The organism is Caproicibacterium amylolyticum, assembly GCF_014467055.1.
Lineage (GTDB): Bacteria > Bacillota > Clostridia > Oscillospirales > Acutalibacteraceae > Caproicibacterium > Caproicibacterium amylolyticum.
Genome location: NZ_CP060696.1, coordinates 2,809,648 through 2,829,101 on the forward strand (window position 1 = coordinate 2,809,648; position 19,454 = coordinate 2,829,101).

Annotated in this window: 14 protein-coding genes and 1 tRNA gene; 6 read left to right on the forward strand and 9 right to left on the reverse strand. The window is 48.5% G+C overall.

From position 1 onward, the window contains the following. Positions 1-10 precede the first annotated feature (10 nt). Genes H6X83_RS13545 through mcrC form a run of 5 tightly spaced genes read left to right on the forward strand, consistent with a single transcriptional unit; the run spans position 11 to position 8,565 of the window. Positions 11-1,315, forward strand: coding sequence for a restriction endonuclease subunit S (locus tag H6X83_RS13545; protein WP_212506977.1), 1,305 nt, complete (start codon positions 11-13; stop codon positions 1,313-1,315). Continuing rightward, the gene (locus H6X83_RS13550; RefSeq protein WP_212506978.1) at positions 1,315-1,704 is read left to right on the forward strand and encodes a hypothetical protein; all 390 of its coding nucleotides are present in this window, start codon (positions 1,315-1,317) and stop codon (positions 1,702-1,704) included. Before H6X83_RS13545 ends, H6X83_RS13550 begins: the two co-directional genes overlap by 1 nt. Then, positions 1,701-4,670, forward strand: coding sequence for a type I restriction endonuclease subunit R (locus tag H6X83_RS13555; RefSeq protein WP_212506979.1), 2,970 nt, complete (start codon positions 1,701-1,703; stop codon positions 4,668-4,670). The genes H6X83_RS13550 and H6X83_RS13555 overlap by 4 nt, the downstream gene beginning before the upstream one ends. Before the next feature lie 11 nt (positions 4,671-4,681). Next, positions 4,682-7,513 carry an AAA family ATPase gene (locus H6X83_RS13560; protein ID WP_212506980.1) on the forward strand — a complete coding sequence of 944 codons (2,832 nt, stop codon included), beginning with the start codon at positions 4,682-4,684 and terminating at the stop codon, positions 7,511-7,513. Beyond that, entirely contained in the window at positions 7,510-8,565 is a 1,056-nt protein-coding gene (gene mcrC, locus H6X83_RS13565; RefSeq protein WP_212506981.1) for a 5-methylcytosine-specific restriction endonuclease system specificity protein McrC, read from the forward strand. Before H6X83_RS13560 ends, mcrC begins: the two co-directional genes overlap by 4 nt. A gap of 310 nt (positions 8,566-8,875) precedes the next feature. Here mcrC and H6X83_RS13570 read toward each other — a convergent pair. From H6X83_RS13570 to murD, 7 genes are all read right to left on the reverse strand, one after another. Next, positions 8,876-8,958: transfer RNA gene (locus H6X83_RS13570), tRNA-Leu, on the reverse strand. Between the two features lie 63 nt (positions 8,959-9,021). Then, positions 9,022-9,426: a bacteriohemerythrin gene (locus tag H6X83_RS13575; protein WP_212506982.1), complete on the reverse strand. Its 405-nt coding sequence runs from the start codon at positions 9,424-9,426 to the stop codon at positions 9,022-9,024. Between the two features lie 97 nt (positions 9,427-9,523). Next, positions 9,524-10,792 carry a methionine gamma-lyase family protein gene (locus tag H6X83_RS13580; protein WP_212506983.1) on the reverse strand — a complete coding sequence of 423 codons (1,269 nt, stop codon included), beginning with the start codon at positions 10,790-10,792 and terminating at the stop codon, positions 9,524-9,526. Positions 10,793-10,830: 38 nt separating this feature from the next. Continuing rightward, a complete protein-coding gene (locus tag H6X83_RS13585; protein WP_212506984.1) occupies positions 10,831-11,280 on the reverse strand; it encodes an NUDIX hydrolase in 450 nt (149 codons plus the stop codon). Next, a complete protein-coding gene (locus H6X83_RS13590) occupies positions 11,268-12,014 on the reverse strand; it encodes a hypothetical protein (RefSeq protein ID WP_212506985.1) in 747 nt (248 codons plus the stop codon). The genes H6X83_RS13585 and H6X83_RS13590 overlap by 13 nt, the downstream gene beginning before the upstream one ends. Beyond that, positions 12,011-14,158, reverse strand: a complete 2,148-nt coding sequence (locus H6X83_RS13595; protein ID WP_212506986.1) for a M20/M25/M40 family metallo-hydrolase — start codon at positions 14,156-14,158, stop codon at positions 12,011-12,013. Before H6X83_RS13595 ends, H6X83_RS13590 begins: the two co-directional genes overlap by 4 nt. Positions 14,159-14,176: 18 nt before the next feature. Next, positions 14,177-15,562, reverse strand: coding sequence for a UDP-N-acetylmuramoyl-L-alanine--D-glutamate ligase (murD, locus tag H6X83_RS13600; protein ID WP_212506987.1), 1,386 nt, complete (start codon positions 15,560-15,562; stop codon positions 14,177-14,179). A 302-nt stretch (positions 15,563-15,864) separates the two neighbouring features. Between murD and H6X83_RS13605 the strand changes: the two genes are divergently transcribed. Further along, complete coding sequence (locus H6X83_RS13605; RefSeq protein ID WP_212506988.1) at positions 15,865-17,136, forward strand: PepSY1/2 domain-containing protein; 1,272 nt, start codon at positions 15,865-15,867, stop codon at positions 17,134-17,136. A gap of 87 nt (positions 17,137-17,223) precedes the next feature. On the opposite strand, the gene argF is transcribed toward H6X83_RS13605, so the two are convergent. Further along, complete coding sequence (gene argF / locus H6X83_RS13610) at positions 17,224-18,126, reverse strand: ornithine carbamoyltransferase (protein ID WP_212506989.1); 903 nt, start codon at positions 18,124-18,126, stop codon at positions 17,224-17,226. Between the two features lie 100 nt (positions 18,127-18,226). Next, complete coding sequence (locus H6X83_RS13615; protein WP_212506990.1) at positions 18,227-19,408, reverse strand: aspartate aminotransferase family protein; 1,182 nt, start codon at positions 19,406-19,408, stop codon at positions 18,227-18,229. Positions 19,409-19,454 lie beyond the last annotated feature (46 nt).

A 19,454-nucleotide genomic window follows, 5' to 3' on the forward strand; every position in this document is an offset into this window, starting at 1 on the left:
CGGTGATGTTATGAGAGAGATGAAAGACAGTGGGTTACAATGGCTCAGAAAAATTCCATCAAACTGGGAACTGAAAAAAATCAAATATACCCTAAAAGAACGTATAGAGAAAAACAATCCTATAAGAACATCTGATATTTTGTCGCTTACTGCAAAGCAGGGGGTTATTCCCTATGACGAAAAAGAAGGCGGTGGTAATAAGCCAAAAGAAGATGTGAGTGCATATAGATTGGCATATCCTGGTGATATAGTGATGAACAGCATGAACATTCTTTCTGGTTCGGTGGGATTGTCACGTTATTTCGGATGTGTAAGTCCAGTATATTATATGCTCAGACCGTATAGCAATGAAGACGACGTACGCTATTTCAACTATATTTTTCAGACTACCGTTTTTCAAAAAAGTTTATTTGGTCTCGGCAACGGTATTCTCATAAAAGAGTCTGGCAACGGTAAGTTAAACACGATTCGTATGCGAATACCGATGGACAAGTTCGGCAATTTGGTTATTCCAGTAGCAACAGCACAAGAACAACGAATTATTGCCGACATCCTCGATAACAAATGCTCCGAAATCGACAGTCTTATTGCCGATATCCAATCGCAGATTGACACCTTGGAGCAATATAAGCGTTCCGTTATCACCGAAGCGGTCACCAAGGGTCTCAACCTCGATGCGAAGTTAAAGGACAGCGGGATTCCGTGGTGTCCAGTTATTCCTTCGCATTGGAGTGTGACTAATCCCAAAGCTCTGTTTTATCTGAGAACTCAACGTGCAATGGTTGGCGACCGCCAGCTCACAGCGAGTCAGAAACTTGGAATTGTGTTTCAAGATGAGTTTATGGAGATGGAAAATCAAAAGGTTGTGACTGTGGAAAAAGACTTCGGAATTCTGAAGCACGTCGAGCCTAATGATTTTGTCATCAGTATGAGAAGTTTTCAAGGCGGTCTTGAGTATAGTGAACAGCGCGGCTGTATCAGTTCGGCTTATGTTATGCTGATACCCAATAAAGATAAAGTATATCCTCCGTTTTTTCGCTGGTTTTTCAAGTCTAACAAATACATAAACGCATTGCAAAGTACAACAAATCTTGTGCGCGACGGGCAAGCGTTGAGGTATGCTAATTTTGTAAAGGTTCCATTATTTATAATTCCCACAGATGAGCAAAAACAAATTGCTCAATATCTGAATGAAAAGTGCAATCAGATTGATGCTGTGCTTGAAGCAAAGCGCGAACAGCTCACAACCCTTGAGGAGTACAAGAAGTCTCTTATCTACGAATATGTCACAGGCAAAAAGGAGGTCGTAGTCTGATGAAAATAGAATATGCACACTCCGCAATAGGCTTGGAACCGGATATGATAATCTCCGCTTCCGACTTTTTGAAGGCGTTTGATGACGAAACAGAATACAATTTTCTCCGATTTTCTGTGGATGCATTCACTGCTGGGCATGGGTTTGAAAACCAGTTCGCTATGCAACATTATCGCGCAGCAAAAGGCTGGCTTAAGAGAAGCAGTAGCGTTCTGTTTGTTGTCAAAGAAAGAGATATCAGCCCAATCAGATACATCAGGTGGTGCGAAATCTATGTTATAACCGATGGAAAAATGATGAATGCCATCACAAGCGAAGACGGCGCTCATCTTGATGTGAATATAAAAAGAGATAATGCTACTTCCAATGAGAGGGGGGACGTTTCATGAACAATATATTATCCGAAAAAGAATACCAGCATTTCATCATGGAACGGCTGGAACAGGATAACGGCTATGTGATTCGTAAAGCCACCTCCTACGACCGCCTGTTTTCCATTGACCGTGAATTGCTGTTTAAATTTCTTAATGATACCCAGTCGAAAACAATGGAAGCCCTGCGCAAAATATATAAGGATGATTTGGAGGAGACTCTTGTCAGCTTTATCAATGCCGAGGCGACAAAGTCTCGCGGCAGTCTGTTGGATATCCTGAAACACGGGATTGAAATTTCCAGCATGAAGCTGGAACTGATGTATACCAAACCGGCTACCACCTTCAACAAAGAGCTGCTCGCAAACTACGAAAAGAATATCTTCTCCGTCATGGAGGAGATCTGGGCAAGCGATAAGGAACGTGTCGATTTGATCATCTTCCTGAACGGCCTTGCTATTATGTCTTTTGAACTCAAGTGCAATGCCGCCGGGCAATCCTATCAGGACGCCATTTATCAATACCGCATGGAGCGCAATCCGAAGACGCGTCTGTTCCTGTTTAAGGCGGGCTGCCTCGTCAACTTTGCGATGGATCTGGAAGAGGTCTATATGACCACGAAGCTGTCCGGCGACTCTACCTTCTTTCTGCCGTTCAATATCGGCAACGGAAAAGGCGTCAATGCCGGAGCGGGCAATCCCACCTTCAAGGACAAGTACAGCGTGTCCTATATGTGGGAGGATATTCTCACAAAGGATACTGTACTCGGCCTCATAAGCAAGTTCATTTTTATGGAGACAAAAGAAAAAGAGGACGAGTTTACCGGTAAAATCAAAAAGTCTGAAAGCATCATTTTCCCGCGTTACCACCAGTTGGACGTCATCCGCAAGCTATTGGGCGACGTCCGCGAAAATAGAACCGCGCAAAATTATCTAATTCAGCATAGCGCTGGTTCCGGCAAAACGAACTCCATCGCGTGGCTTGCTCACCGGCTCACTTCGCTGCACGATGTCGACGATAAAATTATCTTTGATAATGTGGTCATCATCACCGATCGCGTGGTTGTCGATCGTCAGCTTCAAAAAGCGATTATGGGAATGGAACACAAAACCGGTCTGATTCGCGTTATGGACGACAAGTGCAACTCCGCAGACCTCGCGATTGCCCTCAAGGGCAACACAAAAATCATCGCTACGACGATTCAGAAATTCCCGTATATCGTGGACAGCGTCGCAGGGCTAAAAACAAAACGCTTCGCGGTTATTATCGACGAAGCACATTCTTCCACTGCCGGAAAAGACATGGCGGCTGTCACGCAGTCTCTCGGCGCTGGCGAACAGGACTATAACGATGTGCAGGACATCATTGCCGACGAGATTGCCCGCAACGGCAAGCAAGCCAATGTGTCGATATTTGCGTTTACCGCGACACCGAAGCCGACTACGCTCCAGCTTTTCGGACTGTTGAATACCAAAGGACAGCGTGTGGCGTTCCATGTCTACTCCATGAAGCAGGCCATCGAAGAGGGCTTCATTCTGGATGTCCTGCAAAACTATACGACTTACGATACCTTCTATCAGATAAATAAAGAAATCGAGGATGACCCTCGCTGCAAGACTTCTGACGCAAAGCGTCAGATTGCCCGCTTCGTGGAACTGCATGAAACGAACATCTCGCAACGCATAGAGGTCATTGTGGAGCATTTCCGCACTTCAGTTATGACGGATCTGGGCGGCATGGCAAAAGCGATGGTGATTACAGCTTCCCGTCAGAGCGCTGTCAAATACCGTCAGGCTTTTGAAGACTATATCACGAAGAAGGGCTACAAGGATATTCGCGCTCTGGTGGCCTTCTCCGGCAAGCTGAAGCTGCCGGATGACGACACAACCGAATATACCGAAGCCTCCATGAATGGTTTTTCCGAGGAGCAGCTCACAAAGGAATTTGACAAGGACGATTATCAAGTCCTGCTTGTGGCAAATAAGTATCAGACGGGATTTGACCAGCCGAAGCTGTGTGCCATGTATGTCATGAAAAAGCTGAAGGGTGTTACAGCCGTGCAGACCCTATCCCGTCTGAACCGCATTTTCCCGCCGTTTGAGAAGCGCACATTCGTGCTGGACTTTGTGAACGATTATGCGGATATTACCGCCGCCTTCGCGCCTTACTACACGACAACACTGTTATCCAATTCAGTAACTCCCACGGCGATTTACGACCTTGAGGCAAAGATTGATGCCTACACTGTTCTCGACCCAGACGATATCGAGAAGGCAAACGACCTGCTATACAGCGACAACATTACCTCGAAGGACAAGCAGAAACTGACCTTCTATTTCAAGAAGGCGAAAAATCTGATTGAAAACTACGATGTTACAAAGCAGCAGGAGATTGTAGCCTTAATGCGCCATTTCGTTCGGTTTTACGAGTTTTTGCTTCAGGTCTCCTGCTTTGAGGACATTGAACTGCATAAGAAGTACAATTTCATTACTTACCTGCTTTCATATATCAACATCAAGCATCCGGGTGGTGGGTACAATCTCGACGGAAAAATCAGGGTTACGAATTTCGTCCAGAAAAAAGATGAGGAACATAAGGAATCAGATCTTGTTGCCCAGCCCATTATGAAGCTGCCCACGGCAGAGAGCTTTGGATTAACCGAAGCAAAAGAGGAACGACTATCTCAGATTATCGCCGAAATTAACAGTCGTGCAGGAAGAGCCTACGATAATGATGTTGCGGTAAAGGCAATGCTGCAAATTAGAGACATCCTGCTGAAATCGGACAAGCTGAAAACCAGCGCACGGAACAACACCGTCAAAGACTTTGAATTCTCTTATTTTGACGATATTGACGACGCGCTCATCGAGGGGCTTTCGCAGAATCAGGACTTCTTCTCGCTGCTTTTGAGCAACGATGAAATAAAGCGTCAGGTGCTTGGTATTTTCACCGATGAAATATACGCAAGCCTGCGTAAAGCTTAAGGAGGGCTATCATGTTTGAGAAATTTCGTTTGCATGACGCTCTTGTGAAATACAAGCAGGATTTCGTTTCTACCCAATGGGGAAACGAGAAATACAAGTGGGAAGCGCTCAAATTTTTTCAGGACAATTGGGATGTGAATGCAGCGAATTTTGCTGCCATGCTGACTCTCTCCCTTTCAAAAACATATAATTTGCTCGCGTCCATGAATAACTTTCCGGCGCGAATGATTGAGAAATTTGCGGAAACGGCTCCTGAAGAAGTGCGGGCGATGTTCATTGCCCTGTTTGATGAAAGCAAGGATGTCGTTACCAGAATTACAGATTTTAAAGACCAGTCATCCATTCTGCTCGAAAAGTATGGCAACGGCGCAGGACAGCATTATCAGTACGAGAATGCCGTCAGCACCTATTTATGGCTTCGGTTTCCTGACAAATATTATATCTACAAATACGGCGAGATAAAGACCGCTGCGGATGAGCTAGGCAGTGATTATCGATTCAAAAAAGGTGCTTATGCGGACAATCTACACAATTTCTATAGCTTTTACGATGAGTTGTGCGCGGAAATCAGGAAAGATGAAGAGCTCAGAAGTCTGCTCAAATCTCAACTTACGGATGATTGCTATCCAGACCCGGAATACAGAACGCTTACAATTGATGTCGGCTTCTACATCAGCCGTTATTATTCGCAGAAAGGATCCGCGACCACTGACGAATGGTTTCCGACAGATTACGCGCCGAACATTTCTGTCGATGAGTGGGTAGAACTTCTTAATGACCCCGATGTGTTTACGACTGGAAGCCTCGAAATCATGAAGCGCATGAAGGATTATGGCGGGCAGGCTACTTGTACCCAGCTCTCCATCAAATACGGTGAAACGAAGAACTTCTATAATAGCGGTTCTTCTGCTTTGGCGCGTCGTATTGCTGAAAAAACCGGCTGCCCTGTAATGGATAGAGATGAAGAGAGTTCTCGCTGGTGGCCGATTCTGTATGTCGGACGCAATGCGGGTAAGGATGACTCTGGCAGCTATACATGGAAACTGCGAGATGAGTTATCTGCCGCCATTGATAGAGTCGATATGTCTGAGATTTCGCTTTATGCTGATGCATCTCCTTCTATTTGGAAAATCAGCCACGGAACCGAAAACACCGGCATATCAGATGAAAACAAGCAGATATTTATGGATCGCGGCGTTATTGTGGCACATAGTACAACCAAGGCAAAAGCCACGTCAAAAGTATCGCAGGGAGAGTCATTTACCTATTCCATGAAAATGGGCGATTATTTTTACCTGTGCTATGGCAACAGAATTCAACTTTTAGGGCAAATCACAAGCAACGACGCTGTGGAAAATCCAGAACTGAAGGATGGCTGGTATGAACGTCCATACCGTGTTGTCGCCACACCGAAAATTAATGATTCCTACGATGGCGTCAAAAAGTGGTGGACGCCAAATGATAACTCGACTTGCATAAAGGTTGATGACAAGCCGTTGTTTGAGGAATTGATTCTCAAACCGTATTTTGGCTTGACGGTTGCACAGCTTCTTGGCGATACCAATGAGCAGCATGGCTATTGGTGGTTGAATGCGAATCCGAAAATTTGGAGTTTTTCAGATATCGCTGTCGGCGAAGTACAGTCTTATACTCTTTATAACGACAACGGTAATAAGCGCCGTATTTTCCAGAATTTCTTGGATGCTAAAGCCGGAGACATGATAATCGGCTACGAGTCGAATCCCGTTAAACAGATTGTTGCGATTGGCAAGGTCAGTGCGGAACAAGATGGAGAAGAAATCTATTTTGAAAAAATCGAAGGGCTTTCCTCGCCGATTGATTATCAAACGCTGAAGAGCTGTTCCGAACTCGAGAGAATGGAATACTTCAGCAATCCACAGGGCAGCTTGTTTAAGTTAGCAAAGGGCGAGTATGACTTCATAGTCGATATGATTCGGGATGAAAACCCACTGGCTCAAGAAGAAAAAACGGAGAAATACAGCAAGGCGAATTTTCTTGATGAGGTTTATATGGACGAAAGTCGTTATGATATGTTGCTTTCTGTCCTGAGAAATAAAAAGAACATCATCCTGCAGGGCGCTCCCGGTGTTGGAAAAACCTTCGCCGCAAAGCGTCTTGCCTATTCGATGATTGGAGAAAAGGACGAAGGACGTGTTGAATTTGTCCAGTTTCATCAGAACTATTCCTATGAAGATTTCATGATGGGCTATAAACCTGTGAATGATGGCTTTGAACTGAAATACGGTATTTTCTATCGCTTTTGTCAGAAAGCCGCAAACCAGCCGGATAAGGACTTTTTCTTCATCATTGATGAAATTAATCGCGGCAATATGAGTAAAATTTTCGGCGAGTTGCTTATGTTGATTGAACGGGATTACAGAGGCACAAAGACCACGCTTGCTTATAATGGTTTGGCTTTTTCGGTGCCTAAGAACTTATACATCATAGGCATGATGAATACCGCAGACCGCAGCCTTGCCATGATTGACTACGCGCTTCGCCGCCGCTTCAGCTTCTTTGAGATAGAGCCGGGCTTTGATTCCGATGGCTTTGTAAAATATCAAAACACGCTAAACAATGAGACTTTTAATGAACTTATAGTCAAGGTGAAAGAGTTGAATAAAGAAATAGCGCTTGATAAATCCTTGGGTAAAGGGTTTTGCATCGGACACAGCTATTTCTGCGGACAAAGTGTCTGTTCAGATGAATGGATGCATACCATCGTTGACTACGATATTTTGCCAATGCTGAGTGAATACTGGTTTGATGACAGCGCAAAGCTCCAGCGTTGGGAGAACATTTTGCGTGGTGTATTTCAATGATTAAGGACAAGAGCATTTTCATAAAAAACATATACTATATGCTGTCGTATGCTTTTACAACATTGAATCAGTCAAATTTTGAGAATGTAGCAAAAGAAGAATTTGAGAATATGCACAATCTCCTTGCTTCGATTCTTGCAAAAGGCATAGGTCAACAGTTAAAGCAAGGCTTGTACCGCGAATACTTGAATAAAAAAGAAAATATTGTGGTCATGCGGGGCAAAATTGATATGCCTGGTACTATCAAAAATAAGATTGCAAGGCAACAGGTTCTTTCATGTGATTATGATGATCTGTCAGAGAACAATCTTCTAAATCAAATTTTGAAGACGACGGTGATGATTTTACTTCGTCTCTCAAAGGTCGATTCCGAGCATAAGGACGCGCTCAAGAAGGAAATGCTGTTTTTCTCAAACGTTGATACCATTGAGCCCACGTCCATTAGATGGACGGCAATCCGATTTTGTCGGAATAATCAGACATATCGTATGCTCATTAGCATCTGCCAGCTTATTCTAGAAGGAATGCTGTTGACAACAGAAGAGGGCGAATACAAACTGGCGTCTTTTGTCGATGAGCAGCGTATGTGCCGTTTATATGAGAAGTTCATTCTGGAATACTACATCAAGGAATTTCCGATGCTGAGCGCAAGCGCGTCGCAAATACCATGGGCCTTGGATGACGGCATCGGAACAATGCTGCCTGTTATGCAAAGTGACATCACTTTGTCACATGGCGAGAGAGTTCTTATTATCGATGCGAAGTATTATTCACACACGACGCAGGTCCAGTATAATGTGCATACGTTGCATTCTAATAATCTCTATCAGATTTTTGCCTATGTGAAAAACAAGGATGCACAATTGGGTTCAAAACCGCATGAAGTATCTGGTATGCTCCTATATGCGCGGACAGATGAAACCATTCAGCCTGATAACATTTATCAGATGAGTGGGAATAAAATCAGTGTAAAAACGCTCGACCTTAATTGTGAGTTTCCAGAAATCGCTGCCCAGCTAAATTTAATTACGAGAGAGCACTTCGGTATTTAGAAAATAAACAGAACATCCAATCTTAATTTACTGTCTATTCTATGGGTACATTTTAGTCCATTCTTATGGGTACATTTTAATTTATGAAATTTAAACCTTTTAACGATTCCTATACTTTTTAATTATTCCTTTTTTTCCGTCGTTGGGGGTGTGCACAAAATAATTATTGGGTGTGCAAAAGTCGCGACAGCACTGGGTTTATATCATGTGAAAATTCTTGAGAACGGCAAAAAGCCTAGAAACCGCGCGGTTTCTAGGCTTTTTGAAAAGAAAAATAGCTTGCCATTGTATAAATGGCAAGCTACCTTTGTGGTGCGGATGACAGGACTTGAACCTGCATGCTTTCGCACCAGAACCTAAATCTGGCGTGTCTGCCAATTCCACCACATCCGCATATTGGGTGCCTTTGCAGGCACGCATTATATTATACGAAATTTTCAGTAAAAACGCAAGTATTTACTTTTCCACTGAACGAATATGTGCTGCAACCTTCACATCCTCGCGCTTGATGTGGCTAATCAGCCACCCGGCAATACTGCTGTTTACTTTAGCAATCAGCGGAATCGTGGCACCGCCTTTCTCGTATTCGGCAATAATCCCGCGTACGGTATTTTTAAATCCTTCGTGGTACTTCTTATGATTCATGTAATCTGGATAGCCGTATTTTATCTGGAGTTTTTCTTCATCAGCAAAGTGGCGAATCACGTAATTGTTCAGAAAATCCAGTGTATTCTTAATTTCTGCACGCCCTTTGCCTTTTGCACACGCATCCAACAAATCGTTGATTGCCTGAATCAGTTCTTTGTGCTGGCTATCAATCGCTATATTTCCAGTTTCCAAATCTTTTGTCCATTGGTACATATTCACTACTTCCTTTTTGCTTTTTCTCATAATAGCCTAACTGAAATTCAAAAGCAATTGATTTCGAGAAATGTTTTCATAATATTAATAATTATTATTAAATTATGCCCTTTTCCAGCATGGACTGCGCTGCCAACATTGCTCCCAAGCGGCCGCTGTGGAAATTAAGCCCGCCCTGCATCCACGCCGCCCATGGGGCGCGCAGCGGCGCATCTGCGGAAAGTTCAATGGAGGCGCCGAGCGTAAAGGCACCTGCCGCCATAATAATCGGACAGTCATAACCGGGCATATCCCACGGCTCCGGTACAACAAAAGAATCCACCGGCGCACCCTTCTGCACACCCTGGCAGAACGCAATCAGCGCTTCTTTTTCGCACAGCAGCACTGCCTGTATGATATCTGCACGCGGCTCGTCCCAGCGCGGGGTAACATCATAGCCAAGCTCCTCAAAAAGTGCAGAGGTGAACACCGCTGTTTTCAGTGCCTCGCCGGTCACATGCGGTGCATGGAACGCGCCCATGAACAGTTCCCGGTTATTGCCAAGTGTACAGCCAATTTCTCTGCCGGTGCCAGGCGTCGTAAGGCGGTAGCCACAGCTTTCCACCAAGTCTTTGCGTCCCGCAATATAGCCGCCGGTCGGTGCAATGCCGCCGCCAGGATTTTTGATCAGGGAACCCGCCATCAAGTCGGCACCGTGTGCCGTCGGCTCATCCTTCTGCACAAATTCGCCGTAGCAGTTATCCACCATAACAATACAGTCTGGTGCTTTTCGTTTGGCGATTTCCGCGATTTTTTCAATGTCCTCTACAAACAATGACGGACGCAGGCTGTAACCGCGGCTGCGCTGAATATACACCATTTTCAGTCCAGGCCGTACTGCTTCTTCAATCGCTTCCAGATTCGGGGTACCGTCTTTCTTCAAGTCGACCTGCTCATAATGAATATCATATTCTTTTAAAGAACCATTGCCGTCGCCAGTCAGACCAATGACGCTCTGCAAAGTGTCATACGGCACACCGGTAACAGAAAGCATCGTATCCCCCGGGCGCAGCACGCCGAACAGTGCAACGGTCAGTGCATGCGTACCGGAAACAAAGTTGTGCCGAACCAGAGCGTCTTGGGCACCGAGCGCTTTCGCGTAAACTTTATCCAGCACCTCTCTGCCACGGTCATCATAGCCATAACCGGTACTTGCCACAAAGTGGCTTTCACTGACACCGCATTCGATGAATGCAGCCAGCATTTTCTGCTGATTATAGTCAGTAACGGCATCAATACGTGCAAGGGCAGACTGCGCTTTTGCCAGCGCATCATCCGCCGCCGCACAGATTTTATTGTCTATCTTAAAATATGGATGTATCTGCAAAACGAGAATTCTCCTTTTCGTATTATATGAATTATTTATTACAAATTGGATTCTTTCAAGAAAGCGTGAACACGTTCCATCAAAGCAGGCTGAATCAGCGGATAGGTCAGTTCCGACAAAGACGGCAGGTCTTCCCGCAGAGCAACTTCAGCAATCTCGCTTTCAGGGAGCGAACCGCGGACAGTTACCTGTGCAAAATACAGCACACCATACGACTGAATCAAACCGTCTTTAATGATATCTTCACCGCTGGCGGAGTACACACAGATTTGGTGCAAATCTGCTTCTGTGCTGCCGGTTTCCTCCCAAAGCTCGCGGCGGGCAGCCTGCTCGGGCGTTTCACCCGGTTCCACATGGCCCCCAGGGATTTCCCATGTCTTTCTTTGGCGTTGCCGCACAAAAAGCCATTTTCCCTGTTCCCACGCTGCAATCACAGAAAAGCGAATTCGTTTTTCACCGATTTCATCAAAAAACTCTATCTTAGCCATTCCGCAAGCACTCCTTTTTCAAATCCCATCTTTTCATAATGTCGCCGCAGCCCCTCGCCGCACAATAATGAAACGGTGCGCTCCCCTGCCCGCTCTGCCAATCCGGCGATGACAGCGGCAAAGGCACCGCTTCCGCGCACCTGCGGCAATGCCGCGCCGGAAAACAACAGCATTCGCTTTGGGGAAAGTGCCGCTGCAGCACAGGCACACAGCTTTCCATTTTGATAGGCGCCCGCAGCAACTGCCGCGCCATGACGAATCCGGTGGCTCATATCGAGATAGAACGGTTCAAATGGCGGCGGCATAAAATCCGGCGTTTTACAGGCAACGAGCAAATGGTGCATTTCCGTCAAGTTAAGGGCATCTTCATCTGGAACCGTTGTGGCAAAGTGCAGTTCCGCTTTCGGCGCGGGAATTTTTCCGGTAAGCTCCATTTCAATTCCGGTTTCCGCTGTTTCCAGCGCAAGCACCTGTGCATTTTTTCGGCTGCACACCAGGGTCTGCATCCCGATACACGGTAAAAATTCCCGCAGTTCCTGTTTATCCTCCTGTCTGACCGTTCCGCACAGTGTCACAGTGCTGTCCTGACGGCGCACGGCAAAGCTGCTGCCTAGCCAGAACTGCGCCGCTTCTGTATTCATTCCATATGCCTTGGCTGTAGAAATCACGCTGCAGCCAAAAGCAGCCTCATCAAAAGGCTCTAAGGCAGAAATATTTTCTGCAAGCCGAATCATTCCGCCCCCGCAATGCGTTCTGCAAGGCGCTGCAGCAAAACCGCCGCCGCGTCGTAGTCACCTTTGCTGATGACACCCATCGGCGCGTGCAGGTAACGGCAGGCAAGTGATACTGCTACAGTACGCACACCGCCGCGGCTGATGTGAATCGCGCCCGCGTCATTACCGCCGGCAACGCCCTCTTTCCACTGGCAGGGGATTCCGGCTTCATGCGCTTCTTCAAACGCCCACTGGGTGTATTCCTTATCATAAATGGTGCGGCGGTCCATAAAGGAAATGACCGGGCCTTTGCCAAGGCGGCACATCTGGTGTTCCTTTTCGTTGCCGGGCACATCCGCGGCGGTGGTGCTTTCCACTACGATTGCCGCCTGCGGCTGGGCAAGGAAAGCGCCGGTGCGGGAACCGTTCAGGCCGACTTCTTCCTGCACAGCAAACTCAAAGATGGTATCATAAGTCCAATCCTCCTGCTGCATCAGATGAATCAGCAGTGCACAGCCCGCACGGTCATCCAGTGCGCGGCTCTTAATGGAATAGCCGTTCTCTTCATAAACGCTGTCGAACGTGACCATATCGCCGGGTGTCACCACGGCTGCGGCTTCGTCTTTGTCCTTTGCGCCGATGTCAATGTACAAATCATCCATCGGGATGCTCTTCTGACGCTCGTCCTTTTCCGTAAGGTGAATCGGCTTTAAGCCAATCACACCCGGTACGGTTTCCGTTCCATAGCCAACGGTCACACTGCGTCCGGGCAGAATGCGCGGGTCAATACCGCCGACTGATGCAAACTTGAGCAGTCCTTCGTCTGTAATATGTGTAACGATCAAACCGACTTCATCCATATGTGCGTTGAGCAGAAGACGGGTTTTGGCGCGGTTCTTGCCCTTTTTATAAGCAAGGATGCTGCCGAGCGGTGTAATTTCAATCTTTTCCGCATAAGGACGAATGTATGAAAGAATCAACTCCCGTACCGTATCCTCTTCGCCGGAGATTCCGCGCGCGGTGCAAAGCTTCGGCAGGCAGCCGCTCCAAATCTGGTCACTTTCGGCTTCTGCGGCAGAACCGGTGCTGCTGAAAATATCCTGCATTTCGGGCTTGCTGTCCGCTGCTTTCGGCAGCTCTGCGCCGCACAGATCACAGACATACGCAGCCATCAGACGGGCGGTGTCCTCCACATCCTGCAAATCGACCACTTCCGCGGGGGTGTGCATAGAACGTTCCGGAATGCTGATCAGTGCCGTCTTTACGCCGCCGCGTGCAATGGCGACCTCGTCGCAGTTGGTGCCGGTGGAACCGCCCATCACGTCCCATTTGTACGAAATGGATTCCCGCTCGGCAAGCTTTGCCAGCTTTCTGCCCATTGCGTGGCTCAGAATTGGTGCGGTGCCAATCATGACACCGCCGCCGACTTTGTGGCTGACCTCCGGCTTCACGCCGGGCTGTACGCCGAAGCTGACATCCACGCAAATCGCCTGGTCTGCCTCTGCGGCGAAGGCAGCTGTGCGCGCGCCCTGCCCGCCGACTTCCTCACGTGTGCTAAACAAGCAGGTCACCTTTACGCCGGAAAGATTGGATTTCTGCAAAAGCTGTGCGCAGCGAACCACAGCTGCCGCACCGGAACGGTCATCCAGCGCCGCGGAAGCACAGCGTGTGCCAAGCAGCATTCTGGGTTCATACACCGGAACTGCACGGTCGCCGGGGCGCATCTGTACCTTTGCTTTTGCTGCAGGCAGGCCGAGGTCAATCGTCATATCCTCTACTTCCGGCACTTTGTCTGTACCGCCTTTGTTCAAATGCGGCGGCACGCTTCCAACAACGCCGAGCAGCGGTTCTGCGGTTTCTGACGCATAAATATGTACTGGGCATCCCGGCATCACACGGGCATCTGCCCCGCCGCAGTTGGCAAAGTGCAAAAAGCCATGCTCATCTACAGAAGTGATGACCATGCCCACCTGATCCATATGTGCTTCCAGCAAAATGTGCGTTTTTGCGTTCTGGTCGCCCAGTGTCACACTGCCGTTTCCCAGCGCGTCCAGCTTGCCGTTTGGCAGACCGGTCAGGTGCAGCGCCGCCTTTACCGGCGCGGATTCATCCCCGCTGGTGCCGACTGCCGCACATAATGTTTTTATAATTTTCTCCATCTGCATGAATAAGCAACCTTCTTTTTACAGTTTGTTGACCATTTCGCGGAACAAATCGCCGCGCGTTTCATAGTTCGGGAACATATCAAAGCTGGCGCAGGCTGGACTCATGGCAACAATGTCACCCTCCACTGCTTCTTTGCGGCAGACCTGCACCGCTTCTTCCAAGCTCTGCACATGAATAATTCTCGGTGCATCGGGGCGGTAGTTTGCCGCGCCGGTCACTGCCGCTTCAATTTTCGGTGCTGTTACACCCATCAGTACCAGTGTTTTCACATGGTCACACACCGGTTCACCCATTGGTTCAAACGGAATTTTTTTGTCGTACCCGCCCGCAATCAGAATCAGCTTTTGTGGGAAAAGGGAAAGCATTCCTTTTACTGTACGGCTCGGAGTGGTGGCAATGCTGTCGTTGTACCAGCGTACGCCGTCCAGTTCGCGCACCAGTTCCGCGCGGTGTTCCACACCGGTAAAGGTGGTTGCCACAGCGCGGATGTCCTCCGGTGAAGCGTAACCCCATACAGCACAGATGGCTGCCATGTAGTTTTCCACATTGTGCGCACCCGGAATTTTAATTTCGTTTACGTTTAGAATCGGTGTCACAACACCGTTCTTCACAAAAACAACGGTGCCGTTTTCGTTCACACAGCAGCCGTTTTTTACTGCCTGCTTGCGGCTGAACAGCAGGCATTCGCCGCGCACTTCTGGCACGAAACCCGCGGTAATGTCATTGTCGAGATTCAGCACGGCGCGTCCAAACGCATTCTGGTGCAGAAAAATGTTTTTCTTCGCGTCCACATATTCCTGCATGTCCTTGTGAATATCCAAATGGTTCGGGCTCATATTGGTAACAATAGAAACCTGCGGGCTGTGCCCGACAGAAATCAGCTGAAAGCTGGAAAGCTCCGCCACCACAACATCCTCCGGCTTGATTTTCTCAATGATTGGCAGCAGCGGTGTGCCGATATTGCCGCCGACATGCACGGTTTTTCCGGCGTGCCGCAAAATTTTAGAAAGAATGGTGGTGGTCGTGGTTTTGCCGTCGGAGCCAGTCACGCCGAACACTTTGCATGGGCAGTAGTCCAGAAACACTTCCATCTCACTGGTCACGGCGCTGCCATGGGCACGGGCGGCGTCCAGCTGCGGCAGATGATACGGCATGCCCGGTGTGCGGAAAATAACTTCTTCCGTCAAATTTTCCAAATAGCTTTCGCCCAACACCAGTTTTACCCCTAACTGCTCCAGTTCTGTGGCAAGGTCACCAAGCTGTTCGCGGGTGCGCTTGTCGCGGGCGGTCACGCAGGCACCCTCCTTGGCAAAGCGACGGACCAGCGGCAGGTTGCTGCCGCCCAGACCGCAGAAAGCCACTGTCTTTGAGCACATTTCTTTATAAAAATCTTCTATCGGCATAAAATTTCCTCCAATAAAATCAACTTCAAGTATTTATACAATAAGTATAATTTTATATTATATATTGATACTGTATAATATGAATTCTGATTATTTGATACTGCACAGCCGCTTGCCGTGTGCCGGCCCAGTGCCGCCGCTGTTTTATTATACATCATATTTTGTGCAATTCAAAGGATGTTTTGCGGTTGGAAACTTAACGCGTATATTTTCCCCGCACTGACGAAAAATAGCATTGTCCCGCTGAGCTTCATTTGCACGAGAAACCGATGCAAAAATTCATGTGCGGGCAAGGTGATTTTATGAAAACAAAACAAATCGTCATGGCGGTTATTGCAGTGGCCGCCGTGGTGACTGCCGGTGCATTTACTGTGCGCAGCATGGCTTCTGAAAAAGCCGCCAAACGGGATTTGCAGTACACCTATGACCGCGCATATGGCGACCTGCGCGACTGCGTTGACAACATTGCAACAACGCTGGACAAGAGCGTTTACGCCAACACTGCCACCCAGCAAAACGGCCTTGCCGCTCGGCTAATGCGCGAAACAAGCCTTGCGAAAGAAGCCCTTGCTACCCTGCCGATTACTGACAACACCATGGACAGTGTTTCCAAATACATCAGTCAAGTCGGTGACTTTTCCATGACGCTGTCCAACCGCATCAGTGAAGGCGGCAAGATTACCAGCAGCGAATACAAAACGATTCAAGAACTGCATTCCTACGCCACAAAACTTTCACAGAGCCTTACTTCCGTAAAGCCGGATTATACCTCTGCAAATTTTTCGCAGCAGTTCAAAGAAACCGCGGAAGACTTTACTGATTTTCCCTCGATGATTTATGACGGACCGTTCTCTGACCACATCGGCCGCCAGAGCCCGCGCTGCTTAGAGGGTAAAAAAGACGTGGAACAGGGAAATGCGCAGGTTACCGCAGCACAATGGCTTGGGGTTTCCTCCGACAAGCTGAAACATGAGGCGGACACAGCCGGCGGCCTGCCCAGCTATAACTTCAGTACCGGCTCCACCCGCATTTGCATTACGAAAAAGGGCGGTCTGGTGTATTCTCTGGAAAATAAGCGTGAAATAACAGCGGAAAAAATTGATGCCAAGGCGGCGCAGCAAAAGGCACAGGACTATCTGACAAAGCACGGCTACAAAAACATGCAGGTCACCTACTGGGTGAAGACGGACGGCCGCATTCTCTTTAACTTTGCCTATCAGGACGGAAATGTGCGCTGCTACCCTGATTTGATTAAAGTCGGTGTTGCATTGGATAACGGCGAAATCGTCGCACTAGGCGGCAGCGGCTACGTGATGAACCACACCACGCGCAGCTTTGCCGAGCCGAAGCTGGACAAGAGCGAGGCACAATCAAAGGTCAGTTCCCATTTGAAAGTAAATTCCGGCAGGCTGGCACTGATTCCGACCGAGGGCTTAAATGAGGTACTGTGCTGGGAATTTAACTGCACCGGTTCCAATAATGACCGCGTGCTGGTCTATATCAACTGTGACACCGGCATGGAGCAACAGATTATGATCCTGCAGACCTCTGACGCAGGTACACTGGTAAAATAAAAGTTTGAATAAAAAATTCCGCTGTTATGCGCTTGAACTGCATAACAGCGGAATTTTTTTATTTTACTGTGTAAACAGACACTATTTTTATCCCAGCAGCTTGACCAGCACAGCCTTCTGTGCGTGCAGGCGGTTTTCCGCTTCCTCAAAGATTTCCTCAGAATGCTTTTCGAACACCTCTGCGGTAATTTCCTCGCCGCGGTGCGCGGGCAGGCAGTGCAGAACCATTGCGTCCGACTTCGCCGCCGCCATGACCTTGCCGTTAATCTGGTAGTCTGCAAACGCTTTTCGGCGCTTTGCGGCTTCCTCTTCCTGCCCCATAGAAGCCCACACATCTGTGATGACAACATCCGCGCCAACGGCTGCTTCCAGCGGGTCGGTGGTCATGCTGAACGCAGGATATGCCTGCGCAAAGTCCAGCACCTCTGCCGCCGGGCGATAATCTGCCGGACAGGCGACGGCAACTTCCATTTTCATTTTCAGGCAGCCGACAATCAAGGAATTCATCATGTTGTTGCCGTCGCCGATAAAGCACATTTTCAAGCCGTCCAGTGCGCCGCGCTTTTCGCGAATCGTCATCAGGTCGGCAAGAATCTGGCACGGATGAGAAAAGTCGGTCAGACCATTGATAATCGGAATGGAGCCGTTGTTTGCCAGCGCTTCCACTTCGCTCTGCTTGAAAGTACGAATCATAATGCCGTTCAGGTAGCGGGACAGCACACGTGCAGTATCCTGCACCGGTTCGCCGCGGCCAATCTGCATATCATGTGCGGAAAGGAAAATCGGCAGACCGCCCAACTGGTACATACCTACTTCAAAGGAAACACGGGTACGGGTGCTGGCCTTTTCAAAAATCAGGCCAAGGGTTTTTCCAGCCAGATGCGGATGCGGAATGTTGTGCTTCTGCTCGTACTTAAGCTGATCCGCAAGGTCGAGGATTTCGGTAATTTCCTGTGTGGAAAGGTCAAGCATTTTGAGTAAATGTTTCATACAAATGAACCTCTTTTCCTTTTATCAGTAACAATCTGTGTACAGAATTCTATTTCAACCTAAAAGCTAATTATATCAGTTCACGCGGAATACGCAACGCTCACGCACTGAAACTGCACAGCACTTTTTCCAGGATTGCAAGTCCCTCATCCAGTTCATTTTTGGTGATGGTCAGCGGCGGCAGGAAACGGAGCACATCCTTGGCCGTCAGCACCAGTAAACCGGCATCCACACATGCGGCGGCAATTTTGCCGGGTTCGCCGGAAGCGGGCTTCGCACCCAGCAGGAAGCCCATGCCGCGCACGCTTTCAATATTCGGCAGTTTGGCGAGCTTTTCGCGCAGATAATCGCCCTTTTTCTGCACTTCCTGCAGAAACTCCGGATTTGCCACACGTGAAAGCACTTCTAATGCACCCGCGCAGACAACCGGATTGCCGCCGAACGTGCTGCCGTGGTCGCCAGGCTGAAACACATCCGCGCACTTCTGATTTACAAGGCATGCGCCAATCGGCAGGCCGCCGCCCAATCCCTTTGCGGTACTGACAACATCCGGCTGGATTCCATACTGCTGATAGCAGAAGAAACTGCCGGTACGGCCAACACCGGTCTGCACTTCGTCCACAAGAAGCAGGATGTCCTGTTCAGCACAGAATGCCGCCAACTCCTGCACAAAGGCTTTGTCCATCGGGTGAACGCCGCCCTCGCCCTGCACCAGTTCAATCAGCACCGCACAGGTACGGTCATTGACAGCAGAATGGATGCTGTCAATCTGCGGTTCAGCACAGGCAAAGCCCTCCGTCAGCGGAAGAAACTTTTCATGGAACATTTTTTGTCCGGTCGCCGCCAGTGTGGTGACTGTACGGCCGTGAAAAGAATTCTGCAGCGTTACGATTTCACTGCGGTCTGTGCCGTATTTATCCGCGCTGTATTTGCGGGCAGCTTTAATGGCACACTCGTTCGCTTCCGCGCCGCTATTGCCGAAAAAGACGCGCGCCATCCCGCTGGCGGCGCAGAGCTTTTCAGCGGCTTGGATTGTAACCGGACTGTAGTACAAATTGGAAATATGCTGCACCTGCGCCGCCTGTGCCGCCACAGCCGCCGCCCACTGCGAGTCGCTGTAACCAAGGCAGTTTACACCGATGCCCGCGGTAAAGTCGATGTATTTTTTGCCGTCAGCATCCCACGCAGTGGCGTTTCTGCCTTTCACCAGCGCTGCGGGAAATCTGCCGTATGCGTGCATCAGGTACTTGCTGTCATCCTCTTTTATGGCAGGGAACTGCATGATACCGGCCTCCTTGTTTTTCTTATAAGTGCATTTTGCCCTTACA

Excerpts from the sequence above, each read along its gene's own strand:
- H6X83_RS13545 (WP_212506977.1), top strand. The coding sequence starts at position 11 with ATGAGAGAGATGAAAGACAGTGGGTTACAATGGCTCAGAAAAATTCCA.
- H6X83_RS13550 (WP_212506978.1), top strand. The coding sequence starts at position 1,315 with ATGAAAATAGAATATGCACACTCCGCAATAGGCTTGGAACCGGATATG.
- H6X83_RS13555 (WP_212506979.1), top strand. The coding sequence starts at position 1,701 with ATGAACAATATATTATCCGAAAAAGAATACCAGCATTTCATCATGGAA.
- H6X83_RS13560 (WP_212506980.1), top strand. The coding sequence starts at position 4,682 with ATGTTTGAGAAATTTCGTTTGCATGACGCTCTTGTGAAATACAAGCAG.
- mcrC (WP_212506981.1), top strand. The coding sequence starts at position 7,510 with ATGATTAAGGACAAGAGCATTTTCATAAAAAACATATACTATATGCTG.
- H6X83_RS13575 (WP_212506982.1), bottom strand. The coding sequence starts at position 9,426 with ATGTACCAATGGACAAAAGATTTGGAAACTGGAAATATAGCGATTGAT.
- H6X83_RS13585 (WP_212506984.1), bottom strand. The coding sequence starts at position 11,280 with ATGGCTAAGATAGAGTTTTTTGATGAAATCGGTGAAAAACGAATTCGC.
- H6X83_RS13590 (WP_212506985.1), bottom strand. The coding sequence starts at position 12,014 with ATGATTCGGCTTGCAGAAAATATTTCTGCCTTAGAGCCTTTTGATGAG.
- H6X83_RS13595 (WP_212506986.1), bottom strand. The coding sequence starts at position 14,158 with ATGCAGATGGAGAAAATTATAAAAACATTATGTGCGGCAGTCGGCACC.
- murD (WP_212506987.1), bottom strand. The coding sequence starts at position 15,562 with ATGCCGATAGAAGATTTTTATAAAGAAATGTGCTCAAAGACAGTGGCT.
- H6X83_RS13605 (WP_212506988.1), top strand. The coding sequence starts at position 15,865 with ATGAAAACAAAACAAATCGTCATGGCGGTTATTGCAGTGGCCGCCGTG.
- argF (WP_212506989.1), bottom strand. The coding sequence starts at position 18,126 with ATGAAACATTTACTCAAAATGCTTGACCTTTCCACACAGGAAATTACC.
- H6X83_RS13615 (WP_212506990.1), bottom strand. The coding sequence starts at position 19,408 with ATGCAGTTCCCTGCCATAAAAGAGGATGACAGCAAGTACCTGATGCAC.